The organism is Pseudomonas sp. MIACH, assembly GCF_001269925.1.
In the GTDB taxonomy this organism is placed as follows: Bacteria; Pseudomonadota; Gammaproteobacteria; order Pseudomonadales; family Pseudomonadaceae; genus Aquipseudomonas.
In genome coordinates this window covers 14,346-31,096 of the sequence record NZ_LHVO01000070.1, presented here as the reverse complement: position 1 = coordinate 31,096, position 16,751 = coordinate 14,346, and the positions used below count along the sequence as shown (strand labels likewise).

The 16,751-nt window shown below is 59.9% G+C and carries 11 protein-coding genes; 4 read left to right on the top strand and 7 right to left on the bottom strand.

Going from position 1 to position 16,751, the window contains the following annotated elements:
• Positions 1–51 precede the first annotated feature (51 nt).
• Together AD670_RS30340 and AD670_RS30335 are read left to right on the top strand one after the other, a co-directional pair.
• The gene (locus AD670_RS30340; protein WP_218187642.1) at positions 52–5,958 is read left to right on the top strand and encodes a type I secretion C-terminal target domain-containing protein; all 5,907 of its coding nucleotides are present in this window, start codon (positions 52–54) and stop codon (positions 5,956–5,958) included.
• 123 nt (positions 5,959–6,081) lie between these two features.
• Complete coding sequence (locus AD670_RS30335) at positions 6,082–6,420, top strand: hypothetical protein (RefSeq protein WP_053140880.1); 339 nt, start codon at positions 6,082–6,084, stop codon at positions 6,418–6,420.
• Between the two features lie 56 nt (positions 6,421–6,476).
• On the opposite strand, the gene lapD is transcribed toward AD670_RS30335, so the two are convergent.
• Together lapD and lapG are read right to left on the bottom strand one after the other, a co-directional pair.
• Positions 6,477–8,423 (bottom strand): cyclic di-GMP receptor LapD, encoded by a 1,947-nt coding sequence (gene lapD / locus AD670_RS30330; RefSeq protein ID WP_053140877.1) that lies wholly within the window; start codon positions 8,421–8,423, stop codon positions 6,477–6,479.
• An 11-nt stretch (positions 8,424–8,434) separates the two neighbouring features.
• A complete protein-coding gene (gene lapG, locus AD670_RS30325; protein WP_082341080.1) occupies positions 8,435–9,151 on the bottom strand; it encodes a cysteine protease LapG in 717 nt (238 codons plus the stop codon).
• Between the two features lie 266 nt (positions 9,152–9,417).
• Here lapG and bcsQ point away from each other — a divergent pair, with 266 nt between their 5' ends.
• Positions 9,418–10,377: a cellulose biosynthesis protein BcsQ gene (gene bcsQ, locus AD670_RS30320; protein ID WP_053140874.1), complete on the top strand. Its 960-nt coding sequence runs from the start codon at positions 9,418–9,420 to the stop codon at positions 10,375–10,377.
• Positions 10,378–10,618: 241 nt separating this feature from the next.
• Here the strand turns inward: bcsQ and AD670_RS30315 are convergent, their stop codons facing one another.
• From AD670_RS30315 to AD670_RS30295, 5 genes are all read right to left on the bottom strand, one after another.
• Positions 10,619–11,806, bottom strand: coding sequence for a methyltransferase (locus AD670_RS30315; protein WP_053140872.1), 1,188 nt, complete (start codon positions 11,804–11,806; stop codon positions 10,619–10,621).
• Complete coding sequence (locus AD670_RS30310) at positions 11,787–12,476, bottom strand: ABC transporter permease (protein WP_053140869.1); 690 nt, start codon at positions 12,474–12,476, stop codon at positions 11,787–11,789. The genes AD670_RS30315 and AD670_RS30310 overlap by 20 nt, the downstream gene beginning before the upstream one ends.
• Positions 12,476–13,168 carry an ABC transporter permease gene (locus tag AD670_RS30305; RefSeq protein ID WP_053140866.1) on the bottom strand — a complete coding sequence of 231 codons (693 nt, stop codon included), beginning with the start codon at positions 13,166–13,168 and terminating at the stop codon, positions 12,476–12,478. Before AD670_RS30305 ends, AD670_RS30310 begins: the two co-directional genes overlap by 1 nt.
• Before the next feature lie 74 nt (positions 13,169–13,242).
• Positions 13,243–13,995 carry an ABC transporter substrate-binding protein gene (locus AD670_RS30300; protein ID WP_053140863.1) on the bottom strand — a complete coding sequence of 251 codons (753 nt, stop codon included), beginning with the start codon at positions 13,993–13,995 and terminating at the stop codon, positions 13,243–13,245.
• Between the two features lie 13 nt (positions 13,996–14,008).
• Positions 14,009–14,782 (bottom strand): ABC transporter ATP-binding protein, encoded by a 774-nt coding sequence (locus tag AD670_RS30295; protein WP_053140861.1) that lies wholly within the window; start codon positions 14,780–14,782, stop codon positions 14,009–14,011.
• Positions 14,783–15,338: 556 nt separating this feature from the next.
• Between AD670_RS30295 and gabP the strand changes: the two genes are divergently transcribed.
• Positions 15,339–16,730, top strand: a complete 1,392-nt coding sequence (gene gabP, locus AD670_RS30290) for a GABA permease (RefSeq protein ID WP_053140858.1) — start codon at positions 15,339–15,341, stop codon at positions 16,728–16,730.
• Positions 16,731–16,751 lie beyond the last annotated feature (21 nt).

Sequence of the window (16,751 nt, the reverse complement as noted above, 5' to 3'; positions counted from 1 at the left end):
AGCTCCAATGGCACTGGTCAGCCGACGGTCACCTTGCATAACGACGTGCCAGTGATCAGCGTTGCACCAGTCACCATCGATGAGAACTCCGCCACAGCGGGCACTGTCGCTGGCCGCTTCACTGCGACTGATGAAGAAACACCACGCGAAGGTTTGACTGTTTCCTTCACCGGCAACAGCAACGTAGACGGCTACTACAGTCTCTCCGGCAACAACGTTGTACTGACCCAGAAGGGCGCTGACTTTGTTAACGCCGGCAATCAACTGCCGAAGATTGATCTGACGGTCACCGATCCTGAGGGGCTCAGCTCTAATGGCACCGGTCAGCCGACGGTCACTCTGCACAACGACGTGCCGGTCATCAGCGTCGCGCCAGTCACCATCGACGAGAACTCTGCTACTGCGGGCACTGTCGCTGGCCGCTTCACCGCGACCGATGAAGAAACGCCACGCGAAGGTTTGACTGTTTCCTTCACCGGCAACAGCAACGTAGACGGCTACTACAGCCTGTCCGGCAATAACGTTGTACTGACGCAAAAGGGCGCGGACTTCGTTAACGCTGGCCATCAACTGCCGAAGATTGATCTGACGGTTACCGATCCTGAGGGGCTCAGCTCCAATGGCACTGGTCAGCCGACTGTCACCTTGCATAACGACGTGCCAGTGATCAGCGTTGCACCAGTCACTATTGATGAGAACTCCGCTACTGCGGGCACCGTCGCTGGCCGCTTCACTGCGACTGATGAAGAAACACCGCGCGAAGGTTTGACCGTCTCCTTTACTGGCAACAGCAACGTAGACGGTTACTACAGCCTGTCTGGCAATAACGTTGTACTGACCCAGAAGGGAGCTGACTTTGTTAACGCTGGCAATCAACTGCCGAAAATCGACCTGACCGTCACCGACCCTGATGGCGCCAGCTCCAACGGCACCGGCCAGCCGACCGTCACGCTGCACAACGACATCCCGGTGATCACCATCGCCGCCAATACCCTCGATGAGAACGCCGCTAAAGCAGGCACCGTCGCCGGTACCTTCACGGCCTCCGACGAAGAAACGCCGCGCGCGGGTCTGACGATCACCTTCACCGGCAACAGCAACGTAGACGGTTACTACAGCCTGTCTGGCAACAACGTTGTGTTGACGCAAAAAGGCGCCGACTTCGTTAACGCCGGCAACCAACTGCCGAAGATCGACCTGACCGTCACCGACCCTGAAGGCCTGAACTCTCACAGCACTGGTCAGCCGACCGTCACCCTGCACAACGACATCCCGGTGATCACCATCGCGGCCAATACCCTCGATGAGAACGCCGCTAAGGCGGGTACTGTCGCCGGTACCTTCACGGCCTCCGACGAAGAAACGCCGCGCGCGGGTCTGACGATCACCTTCACCGGCAACAGCAACGCAGACGGCTACTACAGCCTGTCCGGCAACAACGTTGTGTTGACTCAGAAGGGCGCTGACTTCGTTAACGCCGGTAATCAACTGCCGAAGATCGACCTAACCGTCACCGACCCTGAAGGCCTGAACTCCCACAACACTGGGCAGCCGACTGTCATCCTGCACAACGACGTGCCGGTCATCAGCGTCGCGCCAGTCACCATCGACGAGAACTCCGCCACAGCGGGCACCGTCGCCGGCCGCTTCACTGCGACTGATGAGGAAACGCCGCGCGAAGGTTTGACTGTTTCGTTTACTGGTAATAGCAACGTAGACGGCTACTACAGCCTCTCCGGCAACAACGTTGTACTGACGCAGAAGGGCGCTGACTTCGTTAACGCCGGCAATCAACTGCCGAAGATCGACCTGACGGTTACCGATCCAGAGGGGCTTAGCTCCAATGGCACTGGTCAGCCGACCGTCACTCTGCACAACGATATCCCGGTGATCACCATCGCGGCCAATACCCTCGATGAGAACGCCGCTAAAGCAGGCACCGTCGCCGGTACCTTCACGGCCTCCGACGAAGAAACGCCGCGCGCGGGTCTGACGATCACCTTCACCGGTAACAGCAACGTAGACGGTTACTACAGCCTGTCTGGCAACAACGTCGTACTGACCCAGAAGGGTGCTGACTTCGTTAACGCCGGTAATCAACTGCCGAAGATCGACCTGACCGTCACCGACCCTGAAGGCCTGAACTCTCACAGCACTGGGCAGCCGTCTGTCATCCTGCACAACGACGTGCCGGTGATCAGCATCGCGGCGAATACCCTTGATGAGAACGCGGCTAAAGCGGGCACCGTCGCCGGTACCTTCACGGCCTCCGACGAAGAAACGCCACGGTCGGGGCTGACGATCACGTTCACCGGTAACAGCAACTCGGACGGCTACTACAGCCTGTCCGGTAACAACATTGTGCTGACCCAGAAGGGCGCGGACTTCGTCAACGCCGGCAATCAACTGCCGAAGATCGACCTGACCGTCACCGACCCTGAAGGCCTGAATTCCCACAGCACCGGGCAGCCGACCGTGATTTTGGTCGACGACACTCCAACCGCCAGCAACGGCTACATCCAGAGCAACGAAGACACCTCGGTCGAGCTGACCTGGGCGACCTTCGGAGTCAAGGATGAGGACTCTGCGAACCCGAAAGTGGTGTTCACCAGCCTGCCTGCCGGCTCCATCGAGTACAACGTCAACGGCACGTGGGTCAAGCTCACCACCAGCGATCTGAAGACCGATACCTCGGCGGGCAAGTCGTTCAGCCAGGCTGACTTCGATAACCACAACGTGCGTTACACCCCAGCCGCCAACGAGTCGGGCGATAACAGCTTCGGCGGCACCGGCGTGGGTAACATGCAAGGCGATTACACCCAGCTGAAGTTCCAGGCTACCGACGGCAACTCCTACAGCGACACCAAGACCATCACTGTGGATATCCACCCGGTGACGGACGTTCCGGTCGTGACTGTCGGCGCATTCGGCGCTGTGCCGACAGGCCTGACCATTCAAACCTGGACCGGCGGCACCCTGCGTACTGATTTGGGGACCAATGGTAACGGTGTGGTCAACTCCAGCGATCTGATCAAGGTGATCGACGCCAAGACCGCTGCGAGCGCTGTCTCTACGGGTGTGACCAGCAGTGTCAGCAACAGTAACGTGGCGGATGGCACCGCGACCAAGGTCTCTGGCCTGATCTATCTGGAAGCCGGCAAGAGCTACACCTTCACCGGTACGGCCGATGACAGCCTGGCAATCACCGTGGGCGGCAAGTTGGTCGCCAGCGAGACCTGGAGCAAGGGCAGCGCGATTACCGGGACGGCCTATACGCCGACCGAGTCGGGTTACTACACCCTCGACATCTACCATTACAACCAGGCAGGCGGCGGCAACTACGACGTCAACGTGTCTATCAACAACGGCCCGTCGATGTCGATGGGCAACAGCGGCGTGCAGACCTACACCAGCGTGGATGCGTTGAAAGCAGCCGGCGCGGTGCTCGGTGACAGCCACGTGGTCAATGGCGAAGGTTATTACACCGGTTACGTCTACAACCGTGGGCTGGAAGACACCGCCATCAAGGTGGCGCCGATTACCACCACGTTTGTCGACAACGACGGCTCGGAGTCGCACAAGGTGGAAATCAGCGGCTTGCCGGCAGGCACCGTGATTACCGATGGCACCACGGGCCACAGCATCACCTCGACCGGCTCGACCACGCTGTACGATGTCAGCTCCTGGAACCTGAAAACCCTGGCGGTTACGCCGTTCAAGGATTCCACCGCCAGCTTCGATATCACCGTGAAAGCCACGGCCAAAGAGTTGAGCACTGGCGTTGAAGCGGTGACCACCGGCAAAGTGAGCATTGTGGTCACGGCAGTCAACGACGCGCCAACCCTGGACCTCAGCACCGCCGACGGCTCTGTCGCCACGGGCTTCAGCACCTCGTATACCGAACGCGGCACCAACGGCGTTGCGATTACCGGCAACGTGGCCATCGGTGACGTCGACAGCACCCAGATGCAAAGTGCGACCATCACCCTGAAAAACGCCAGTTCGGGTGACGTGCTCACCTCCAACCTGGTGGCAGTGGGCGGCACCTACAAAGGCGTCACCGTGACCAGCGTCGGCACTGATGTCAGCGGCAAGATCGTGCTGACCCTGTCGGGTGTGGCGGATGCAGCAACCTACAAGGCGCTGCTTGAGTCGTTCCAGTACTCCAACACCAGCAAGTACCCGGCCATTGGTGATCGCACCATCGACGTCGCCGTGACTGACAACGAAGGTGGCAACAGCCTGAGTTCGTCGGTGGCCACGACCACCATCACGGTCAAGCCTCAGGTCTACACCCCCGTCACGGAAGGCGGTGCGGCGGCGGATACCATTGACCTGGGCTCCAGCTCGGCCAACAACATCGTGGTCGGCGACAAGGGTGGCATCACCACACCGGGCAGCAACTACAACATCGCGTTTATCGTCGACACCTCCGGCAGTATCGGGTCGAGTGCGATGACGTCGATCAAAACCCAGCTCTCCAGCATCTTCGATACCTTGATCGCCAACGCCAAGCTGACGGGGTCGGGTGTGGTGAAAGTGCTGCTGGTCGACTTCGATACCAAGGTTGAGTCGCAGGTGTCGGTCAACCTGGCCGACCAGGCTGCCGCCAAGGCTGCCCTGCAGGCCGTGTTGAACAATATGGCCTCCAACCCGAGCGACGTGACCAACTACCAGGATGCCTTCAATGCGGCAACGGCCTGGTTCAAGAGCAATGACGCCACCAGCAACGCCGGTGCAAAAAACCTGACGTATTTCATTACCGACGGTGAGCCGAATGTGTACAACGCTACGTATGACAACATCAGCCTGGGGTATACCAGTTCCTGGTGGGGTTCTAACGTCACCTTCGACAACAAGGTCAACAGCGGCACCTACACCTTGGGCCAGACCACTCCGGTCACCGCAACGATCTACGGCCAGACGCAGGTCATCGTCGACAAGGATGGCAAGGTCTACTCGTACGACTCGTACGGCACCAAGACCTTTGAAGGTTATGTTGTGTCCGATGGCCGTGGTGGGTTCGACGTCGCGGGCGCTGCTGGCAATTCCGGCCGTTATGACTATGCGCTGGAATACGCCAAGTCGGCTTACACAGCGCTGACGACGGCGGTCTCGGGCGGTGTTGAAGTACAAGCCATTGGCCTGGGCAACAGCGTCGATAAGGACATGCTCCAGAAGTACTTCGATACCGACAAGACGGTCAGCACGATCGACACCGCGAAACTGGCGGATACCATCACCGGCCACACCGCCGATGCGGGTGCCGACAGCGTTTCCGGCGGTTCGGGCAACGACATCATCTTCGGTGACCTGATCAGCTACAAAGGCCAGGAAGGCAGTGCTGCACTCAAGGCGTTCGCCGCTGAGAAGCTGTCCACCACCGTCGACCAGATCGACGACCGCACCTTGCACCAGTACATCACTGAGCATGTGCAGGACGTCGGTGCACTGGCCAACGCGTCGAACATCTATGGCACCAATGATGGCGGCGACACCCTGATCGGCAATGCCGGCAACGATATCCTGTTCGGCCAGGGCGGCAACGACACCCTCTCCGGCGGCGCCGGCAACGACATCCTGGTGGGTGGCAAGGGGAATGACATCCTGACCGGCGGCGCGGGTGCCGATACCTTTGTGTGGCTCAAAGGCGACACCAACACCAGTGGCGGCTTCGATCGCATCACTGACTTCAAGCACGGCGAAGGCGACAAGCTGGATCTGTCCGATTTGCTCCAAGGCAATAACGACAACAACTTGTCCAGCTACTTGAAGCTGACCACCGACTCGTCGGGTAATTCGACGCTCAGCGTCAGCAGCACCGGATCGTTCACCACGTCGGGCGGCGGCACGGCCGACGTCACGATCAAGGTCGATGGCGCTAATTGGGGGGCTGGCAGCACCGCGATCAATAACCTGATCGCGGGTGGCGACTTGACCGTCAAGCACCACGACTGATCACCCACGGGGCGTCAATCTTTCGAGATTGGCGCCCCGTTGGCATCGGCTTCGGGAAAATGTGTGTAATCTCTGTGGGGCCTTAAGCGGCGTCTGCAGGGATTTTTTATTGGGAGAACGCTGATGTTCTACGTGCAACGCGATCAACACAACGCTTTGGTTCGCGTCGAAGCGCAGGCCTACGCCGAAGCCACCGAGACACTCCCGGCTGACCATCATGAGATTCAGGCGTGGTTTGCCGATGATCTGGTCGACAACAGCCTCAAGCAGCTCAAGCAAAGTGACCTTGAGATGATTCGAGTGCTGGATGACTTGATCCAGGTACTGATCACCAAGAACGTGATGAGCATCACGGACTTGCCGCCGGCAGCACAGGCCAAGTTCTTGGAGCGTACCCAAGCCCGGGCGGCGTTGGGTGGCCTGAGTGAGCTGATCAATGACGATGAAACCGGTTTGATCTGACGCTCGCGCACCTCCTTCACGGCTTGACCGTCAAGGAGGCGCGATGGGACAGTGCTTCACTTCCAGGGCGCTGGTTCACCGACCAGTTGGCCTTGCACCCCTTCAATGCCCATCTCGCGAATCACGCGCAACTCACCTTCGGTCTCTACTCGCTCGGCAATCAACGGCAGGTCAATGCTGTGGGCGGCGCGTTGGATCGCTTCGATAAAGAAGCGCTTGTGGCTTTCCTGGTCGATGGCACGGATGTAGCTGCCGTCGATCTTGAGGTATGCCAGGCCGAGGTTGGCCAGGTTGCCGATCATGCTGAAGCGGCCGCCGAAACGTTGCAGGCCGAGGCTGTACCCCAGGCTGCGCATGCGACGGGTGAGGCGCTCCAACTGGGTTTGCTCGGGCACTTGTTCTTCGCCGATCTCCAGCGTCAAGCGCGGCCCCAGTGCCGGGTGCTGGGCCAGGCGTTCGAACACACGCTCCAGCGCTTGCGGGTCATTCAGGGTCGCGGCCGAGAGGTTCAGCGCCACCGATGGGGTGTGCTGCGTCAGGTGTTTGATCACCAGGTCGAGCATCAGTTGATCGAGGCGCGCCGTCCAGCCGAAGCGCTCCAGCCAGGGCAGGAAGTGCCCGGCCGCGATGGTCTGGTCTTGGTGATCGAGCAGGCGTGACAGCACCTTGTAGTGCAGCACCTGTTGCGTGTCGCTGCTGCTCACTACGGGTTGGAAAAACAACCGGAAGCGCCCTTGGTTCAGGGCGTCGTCGAGCAACGTGTGCCAGCTGTGCGGGTCGTCGCTGGTGGTGCCCGTGGTCTGGTGTTCCAGGCACACCCAGCTTTGTCCGCCACTGGCTTCTGCCTGGGTCAGCGCCTGGTCGGCCAGCATCAGCAGGTCTGCCGAGGCATCGCCGGGGTTGTACGGCGCCAGCCCGATGAAGGCCACGGTCGACATGTCGGTGGCGCCCGTTTCGTGCAGGCTTTGCAGGGTGCTTTCCAGCGTCTGGGCCAGTTGCAGCGCTTCGTCACGCACCAGGCCTGGGGCAAGTACCGCGAACTCGCCACCCCGACTGCGCGTGATCAGGTTTTGGGTTTCCGGGTATTTGGCACAGGTACGCACCAGTTGCTGGCTGACGGCCTGCAACAGTTGGTCGGTACGCTGCCCGCCAAGGCGCTGGTTAAGGCCGCTCAAATCGTTGACCCGCAACATCAGCAGGTAGCCCGAACTGGACTCCTCCAGGTTGCTGACCCGCGATTGCAGTTGCATCTCGAAGTAGCGACGGTTGGCCAGTCCGGTCAGGCTGTCCTGGTAGGACTCCACCCGCAGCTTCTCGCTGCGCTCGGTCTGCTCGTGGAACAACGCCTTGAGCTTCTCCACCATCTGGTTCATGGCCTGCACCACGCGGCGCAATTCGGGGGTGCGGGGCAGGTCGGGCAAGCTGAGGAACTCGCGACGCGCGATGGCGTGGGACTGCTCCACCATATAGTCCAACGGCTTCAACTGGCGGCGCAGCAACAGCGCGCCGAGTACCGCACTCACCGCACCGCAGATCAGCAGCCAGCCCAGGCTGCCCAGCGCGCTTTGCCAGAGTTTGGCCAGGGCAAACATCGGGTGACTGACCACTTCAACCCGTGCTGCCTGTTGCCAGCCACGGCTGACGATGGCATCGCCGCCGGCCGGCGCCAGGCCGATCATCTTCACGAACCAGGCCGGCACGTTGCTGGCATCCGGCTCGGCGGCACGTTCCACCAGCACGTGGTTATTGCTCAGGTCTATCACGCGGATGCTTGCGTAGTAGCCACTGTCGAAGATCGAGCTGACCATCAGTTCGGTCATCGCCGGGTCGTCGATGTTCGGCGTCAGTGACAGTGCCAGCGCAGTGGCCGCGTCCTGGGCGTGGGAGCGCAGTTGGTTGACGTACTGGGTACGCGAACTCTCCAGGCTGACAATGAAGCTACCGCTGAACGCGACCACCAGGAACACGCAGATAGCGATCAGCAATTGTTTGAACAGTGACATCGTAGCTCCTGTTAATTATCCGAACTGGCCGGAAACCCTTCTGCGGTCATTTTCTTCAAGACGTCCTGCCAGCGTGACAGGCGCTTGGTATCACCGACTTTTTTGTTGCCCGCAGCGCCCGGCAGCCACAGCCCTTCGCCGTTAAACGCATAAACGGGCAGCAGGTCTGGACGTTGGCTGGCAGGCAGAATGGGGTCCATCAGGCTGTCCAGCACCAAGGGCATGGCTTCGGGGCTTGCATAGTATGTCAGGACCATATGCGCGCGATTCTGGCGCAAGGCCTTGACGTAGGTTATGCGCAGCTTCTCGGCCGGCACGCCCAAGTGCCGCAGGCTGAAGTATTTGGCGATGGCGTAGTCTTCACAGTCGCCGGCGCCTTTCCACAGGGACTGAATGGGTGTCGCCCAATAATCAATCTCGTGCCACAGGTCGATGTCTTCTTCGTAGTGCAGCTGGCGGTTGAAGAACAAATTCACCACTTTGAGCTGCTCGCTCTCACTCACCTGCTTTTGCGTCGACAGCAATTGTTGCCAGGCATCGATGCGCTGACGCCCGGCGCCCAGCGGCCCGTACAGCGACTCGGCGCGGCGGCTGATTTGGCTGAAATCCCAGTCGGCGAGCAAATCGCCCAGCAGGCCGCCACCGAGCAACAGCGTGATGGCAAGACCGTAGAGAATCCGAGGGAGTTTAAAGCGTATCGCCACTGCGATTACCCAAGCTTGCAGCATTGAAGGTGCGGCAATGGTGCGGTGATACCGGCTAAAAAACAATGGCACGATGAAATCACCGCCAGTGAATTGTAGTAAAGGTCCGTCAGTAAATTGGCTATTTTCCGCTCGTCTGAAAGGGTGGTTGAAATTTAATCAAAATAATGACACTTCCTTAGCGCTGTCACAGAATGTGGCAACGAAGACGCCTACAAAAAGACCTGCGGTGAAGCCTTACCTTACCGACCTTTCACGTCTTTACATGGCGCTGTGAAGGAGCTCCGGCTATGAGCCGCACTGATGATCTATTTGCCTTGTTCGGCAAGAGCGTTTCTCGTGATCCCACGGGACGAAATGCGCGTCTGCACTTTTTTGGCAGCATTCCGTTCGACGATGGCACTCGGGTAAACCTCAACGAGGGTTCGCGCCTCAGTGCTCATGCGACCTACGCCCATGAACATCCTCAAAGTCAGCCATTGAGCGCACTGCGCCCGACCGTGGTGGCGTTGGTATCCGTCAATGGTGGTGTTGGCCGCAGCACCTTGGCTACGGCGTTGAGCAGCGGGTTGCAGCGTCTTGGGGAGTCGGTCGTGGCGGTGGATCTGGACCCCCAGAATGCCTTGCGCCAGCACTTTGGTGTCGACCATGAGCTACCCGGACTGGGCCGCAGCAGCCTGCTCAACACGCCCTGGCAGAACATCCTGCAATCGGGTTTCGGCGGTTGCCAGGTGATCCCCTTTGGAGACATCGACACCCAGCAGAAGGACAACCTGCAACGCTGGTTGACCCGTGAGCCGAAGTGGCTGGCGCAGCGCTTGTCTGCGCTGGGGCTGAACGAAGGGCATACAGTGATCGTCGATACGCCAGCGGGAAATAATGTCTATTTCCATCAGGCGTTGAGCGTGGCCGACATCGTACTGGTGGTCGCCCAGCCAAATGCCGCTTGCCTCGGCACGCTGGATCAATTGAATGCCCTGCTGGCGCCCCATCTGGAGCGTGAGCGTCCACCGCGTTGCCACTTTGTGATCAATCAACTGGATGAAAACTCGGCCTTCAGCCTGGATATGCTCGATGCCTTCAAGCTGCGCCGAGGCGAATACCCGTTGGAAGTCATTCACCGTGATCCGGCGATCAGTGCCGCCCTGGCCTCTACCACCGACCCGCTGGATTACACCGGGTCAAGCCTGGCCGGCGACGATATCAACGGTCTTTGCCGGTTACTGATCGCCCGCAAAAAAACCTTGTAAAGCACGGTTTATACGCTTAACGCCAGATGCTTATGCACAATCGGTTGGACGCGGGTGTCACGAAACAGCCATTTTGTGGCGCCGTTCTCAACTCGCCGCAACTGCCTGTTTTACGTGCGTTTTATTCTGTGAACAAAAAATGAACAGCGTGGCTTTTGGCCCGCAGCGTAGATAGCTACGGGCTCTGTAAAGAATTCATCAACAGAGTTATCCACAGGCTGGGGTGCGACAATTTTGCCCCTTAATCGCGCTCGGCAAGCACCATCAAGTTGCGTGGCGTCAACGCGGTTTCGCAGAAGCTGCCGACTTCGACCCTGTAGCCACGTTCGCCAAGATACAGCGCCCGATCCAGGACCAGCCACACCTCCAACGGGCGCCGAAACAGCCCACGCACTAACTCCAGGTTCCTGACCTCAGCCAGACGCTGCCAGCCGTGCGCCTCCAGCGCCGCCCAATCCTGTGCACCTGTGGATAACCCCTTGAGGCTTGCCAGCGCCTGGCAGTAGTCGGCGAAGGGTTTGTCCAGCCAACTGGCGGGCAGGGACGGTGTGGGCAGGTACTCGTCGCAGTGGCGTAATTGGCGTTGTAACTGATCGAAGCCCAGGCGGCGGGCCATGGAGATGTCCCGTTGCAGGCGCACGCGTTTGCCTGCGGTAACGGTTTCGCTGAGCGGCAGGCCAAGGTCGTCGAGCGACAGCTGCAAGGTTGAAGCACGGCCCGCTTCGGACAGCGGCTGGTAGGTGTGCGTGTTGATGCGGTTGTAGCAACACGGTGCGACTGCCAGTTGTTTGCAGCCGGCGGCACTGGCCAGTTGCAGCAGGCGCACATGCAGGTCGCCGCAAGCGTGCAGGGCGACGGGGGTGTGTTCGGGGCTGAGGCTCACGTCGGCCATGACGTCTTGCAGGCGATGGGTGACGGGCAGGCCGTGGTGCTCGCTCAGGGCCTGGCCGGAAGCGATCAGGGCCGGGTCGTATTCCAGGCAGGTCAGCTGTTGGCCGGTGTGCAACAGGCGGCGGCCAAGATGGCCCTTGCCGGCGCACCAGTCCAGCCAATGCCGGGGTGTTTGTGCAAAGTGCAGCGCGGCGCCGAAGGCTTCGATCTGCTGCCATTTGCGCCCGGGTACGTCGACATTCAGGCGATGCGCGGCGGGGTGCAGGGGATGCGTCGGTAACTTATCCACAGCGCTGAGGCGCAGGGCTTCGCAGGCCAATGCCGGAAAAGGCGCTGGCGCCGGTAGTGCGTGGGGGTGGTTATGACTGGTTTCAGCGTCAGACAACGAGCGTTGGCGCAGCCACCGGGCCAGTTGCGGATGCTCGGCTTCCCAAGGCAGCTGTCGATGAGTAAAGGGCCGTGGTCGCCACAGCCCTTGGTGCTCGATCAGAAACGCATCCAGCGCCTCAAAGCGGGCTTCACCGTCCCTGGCAAGCATCGACGCGCAGCCAGCGTTCCAGCAGTTTGAAGCCACGCACCAGCAGGAAGGAGATCAACAGGTAGAACACGCCTGCGGTGAAGAACATCTCCACTGTGAGGTAGTTGCGCGCGATGATCGTCCTGGCCATGCCGGTCAGCTCCAGCAGGGTCACGGTGCTCGCCAGCGAGCTGGCCTTGAGCATCAGGATGACTTCGTTGCTGTAGGCCGGCAGCCCGATGCGCGCGGCCCGGGGCAGGATGATATAGAACAGCGTCTTGGGCCTGGACATGCCCAATGCGCGGGCCGCTTCGATTTCCCCAGGTGGAATCGCCTGGATGGCACCACGCAGGATCTCGGCGATATAGGCGGCGGTGTGCAGCGTCATGGTGGCGGTGGCACACCAGAACGGATCGCGCAGGTACGTCCACATAAAGCTTGAGCGAATGGTGTCGAATTGGGCCAGGCCGTAGTAGACCAGGAACAACTGCACCAGCAGCGGTGTGCCGCGAAAGAAAAAGATGTAGGCGTAGGGCAGGGAGCGTACGTACCAACGCTTGGACGAGCGCGCGATACCCAGCGGGATGGCCAGGATCAAGCCGAGAATCACGGCGATGCTCACCAGTTCCAGGGTCAGGGTGGCGCCCTGGATAAACTTTGGCAGCCACTTGATGATGACTTCCCATTCCATTACGTCGTCCTCACGAAGCCGCGGGCGGCGCGTTTTTCCAGGAAGTGCATAGCTACCATCGACAGAGAGGTCAGGGCCAGGTAGATGAACGCGGCGACCATATAGAAGGTGAAAGGCTGTTTGGTGACGGTTACGGCGATCTGCGCATGGCGCATGATTTCTTCGAGGCCGATGACCGTGACCAGCGCGGTATCTTTCATCAGGATCAGGAACAGATTGCCCAACCCTGGCAGGGCGATACGCCACATCTGCGGCATGATCAGTCGGGTAAAAATACGAAACTTCGACAGGCCCAGCGCCACACCCGCTTCGCGGTGGCCTTTGGGAATGGAGATGATCGCACCGCGCAGCACTTCCGTGGCGTAGGCGCCGAAACACAGGCCCAGCGCGATCACGCCAGCGGCAAAGGCGCTGAGGGACAGGTCGGGAATGTCGAGCAACTCACCCAGTGAGCGCATGGCGTTGATCGTGCCGAAGTAAATCAGCAGCACCCACAGCAGTTCCGGCACACCGCGAACGATTGTCGAATAAGTACCGCCCAGCCATTGCAACGGCTTGTACGGGGAAGTCTTGGCCAGGGCACCGGCGAGGCCGAGTACCAGCCCCAGGCATAACGCGGTGAGCGCCAGTTTGACGGTCATCAGCGCGCCGGCAGCGAGCGCCGGACCGAATCCGTAGAGATCGAAATTCATGGTGTTTTCATATCGCGGCAGGCATTGCGGAAAGCCGGCGCGCTCACGTGAGCGCGCCGGGCAGGCCGTTCAGATCACTCGATGCTGAACGGGAAGTACTTGTCGTTGATTTTCTTGTAGGTGCCGTCTGCCTTGATCTCTGCCAGGGCTTTGTTCAGGCGTTCGCGCAGTGGGTCGCCCTTGCGTACGGCGATACCGATCTTGTCGCTCTCTACAACCGGGTCGCCCTTGAACTCGTAGGCCAAGCCGTCTTTGCTCTTGAGCCATTCGTACTGCACGTACTTGTCGGCGAGGATCCCGTCGAGGCGGCCGGACGTGAGGTCGAGGTAGGCGTTTTCCTGGGTGTCGTAGAGTTTGGCTTCAGTATCAGGCAGCTTGTCTTCCAGGTACGTGCCGGCCAGCGTTGCGCGTTGTGCGCCGATGACCTTGCCCTTCAGGTAGCCGGCGTCAGTCTTGAAGTCTGCGGTGGCTTTAGGTGCGATGAACTGCAGCTTGTTGGAGTAGTACGGATCGGTGAAGTCGACGGCTTGCTTGCGCTCGTCGGTAATCGACAGCGAGGACACCAGGAAGTCGAATTTCTTGGCATTCAGGGCCGGGATGATGCCGTCCCAGTCGGACACATACACCTCGCACTTCTCGACTTTCATCTTGGCGCACAGGGCGTCGCCGATGTCTTTGTCGAAGCCGACCACGTTGCCGCTCGCGTCTTTATTGTTGAACGGCGGGTAGGCCGCTTCGATCCCCATTTTCAAGGTTTCTGCCATGGCCGTGGCGCTGAACGCCATCGAGACGGCCGCGGCCAGAAGGAATTTTTTATAGTTCTGCATGCATGTTGCTCCGTTAGCGGTTGCTGGACATGAATTGTTTGCAGCGCGCCGAAAGCGGGTTTTCAAACACCTGCTGTGGCGATCCTTGCTCTTCGATCAGGCCTTGGTGGAGGAACACCACTTCACTGGACACCTGGCGGGCGAAGCCCATTTCATGGGTGACCAGCAGCATGGTGCGACCTTCTTCGGCCAGCGCGCGGATCACATTAAGTACTTCCTGGACCATTTCCGGGTCAAGCGCCGAAGTGGGCTCGTCGAACAGGATGACCTTGGGCTGCATCGCCAGGGTGCGTGCGATGGCGGCGCGTTGTTGCTGGCCGCCGGACAATTGCGCGGGGTAGGCGTGGCGCTTGTCGGCGATCCCGACCTTGTGCAGCAGGGCTTCGGCCACTTCTATTGCCTCGGCCTTGCTCTGGCCGAGCACACGACGAGGGGCCTCGATGATGTTGTCGAGGATGCTCATGTGCGGCCACAGGTTAAAGTTTTGAAACACAAAACCGATTTCGCTGCGCAGGCGGTTGATCTGCTTGCCGTCGGCGGCCATCAGCTCGCCGTTTTTCGCGGCCTTGAGCTTGAGTTCTTCGCCGGCCACCAGGATCTGGCCCTGGTGCGGATTTTCCAGCAGGTTGATGCAGCGTAGGAACGTGGACTTGCCGGAACCGGAGGAACCCAGGATCGAGATCACATCGCCGTCGCGAGCGGTCAGCGAGATACCTTTGAGTACCTCCAGCTCACCATAGCGTTTATGCAAGTTGCGGATTTCAAGCGCGGGCGTGGCCTCGGCCATGTGGGGTCCTCATTGTGTTCATTGCGATCTTCGCTGTTGGGCCGCCTTCCTGGCGAGGCGCCAAGCTAGCATAGCGTCCTGATGGCGGCCAACAGCGTGGCGGGCGGTAAACGGGGGGTGTGCGGCAGGGTGTCGCATCGGCACAGCAGCGTGTCGCGCCATCAACAACCGAACAACCGTTTGAACCCGTGAATAGCGCAGGCTTCGCGTAAAAAAGGGCGCGATGGTGCCAGCTTTGGCCGGGTGTTGGAAGGGTTAAACGGGCAAACGGTCGCTATCAGCCCTTTTGTGGGGCGTCACGTACTTTTTGTGTGTGTTTTTGGTGCGCTTATTCGTCTTGAAAGTGAGTCGCACGGTAACGCTATAGCGGAATGCCATTGTTCTCAATGACTTGCGATGACTATCGAATTGTCCTACAGCCCGCGTCAATCGCGGCCTTGTAACATTTTGGCGCAAATCTTGCGTAAAAAATAAAGAACGCCCTGTTGGTTTCTTTTCACGAGGAAGATCCCAGGCCGGGTGGACCGTTTTCGCAATTCCTCGCAAAGGTGTGTCAATGAGTAGTACGCAAAGCTCCAATGACCTCGAACAGGGGCTCAAACCGCGTCACGTCACCATGCTGTCGATTGCCGGCGTCATTGGTGCCGGTTTGTTTGTCGGCTCCGGCCACGCGATTGCTGCCGCCGGCCCTGCGGTCCTGCTGGCGTACGCCGCGGCGGGTACGCTGGTGGTATTGGTGATGCGCATGCTGGCCGAAATGGCCGTGGCGTCGCCGGACACCGGTTCGTTCTCCACCTACGCCGACCGTGCGATCGGTCACTGGGCGGGTTTTACCATTGGCTGGCTGTACTGGTGGTTCTGGGTGCTGGTGATTCCGTTGGAAGCCAACGCCGCCGCGACCATTCTCCACGCCTGGTTCCCGGATGTGGCCATCTGGGCCTTCACGCTGATCATCACGTTGCTGCTGACGGCGACCAACTTGTTCAGCGTGAAGAACTACGGTGAGTTCGAGTTCTGGTTTGCGTTGATCAAGGTTGTCGCGATCGTGGGCTTTGTGATCCTCGGCCTGGCGGCGATTTTCGGCTTCCTGCCGACCAGCCAGGTCAGCGGCGTTTCGCACCTGTTCGACACCCAAGGCTTTATGCCCAACGGCATGGGCGCGGTATTGGCCGCGATCCTGACCACCATGTTCTCCTTCATGGGCACCGAGATCGTCACCATTGCTGCGGCGGAATCGAAGAACCCAGGCCAGCAAATCACCAAGGCCACCAACTCGGTGATCTGGCGGATTGGCTTGTTCTACCTGTTGTCGATCTTCATCGTCGTGTCCCTGGTGCCTTGGAACGATCCGACCCTCGCGGCCGTAGGTTCCTACCAGACCGTTCTGGAACGCATGGGCATTCCGAACGCCAAGCTGATCGTCGACCTGGTGGTCTTGGTTGCCGTGACCAGTTGCCTGAACTCGGCGCTGTACACCGCTTCGCGCATGCTGTTCTCCCTGGGGCGTCGCGGTGATGCACCGGCGGTGGCCAAGCGCACCAACAAGAGCGGCACGCCTTACTGGGCGGTATTGCTGTCCACTGGCGCGGCGTTCCTGGCGGTATTTGCCAACTACGTGGCACCGGCTGCGGTGTTCGAATTCCTGCTGGCCAGCTCTGGCGCCATCGCGTTGCTGGTGTACCTGGTGATTGCGGTGTCGCAACTGCGCATGCGTCAGAAGCGCATGGCGGCGGGCGAGAAGATTGTCTTCAAGATGTGGCTGTTCCCTGGCCTGACCTACGCGGTGATGGTGTTCATCGTGGGCACGTTGACCATCATGCTGTTCCAGGAAGCGCACCGGGTCGAGATCATTGCGACTGGGGTCTTGAGCTTGCTGGTGGTGGCGGCGGGGTTGTTTGTGTCGAGCCGTCGCAAGGCGCAGAGAGCAGGCGCTGCGGTGCTTAACTGACCGCATTCCCAATGTGGGAGG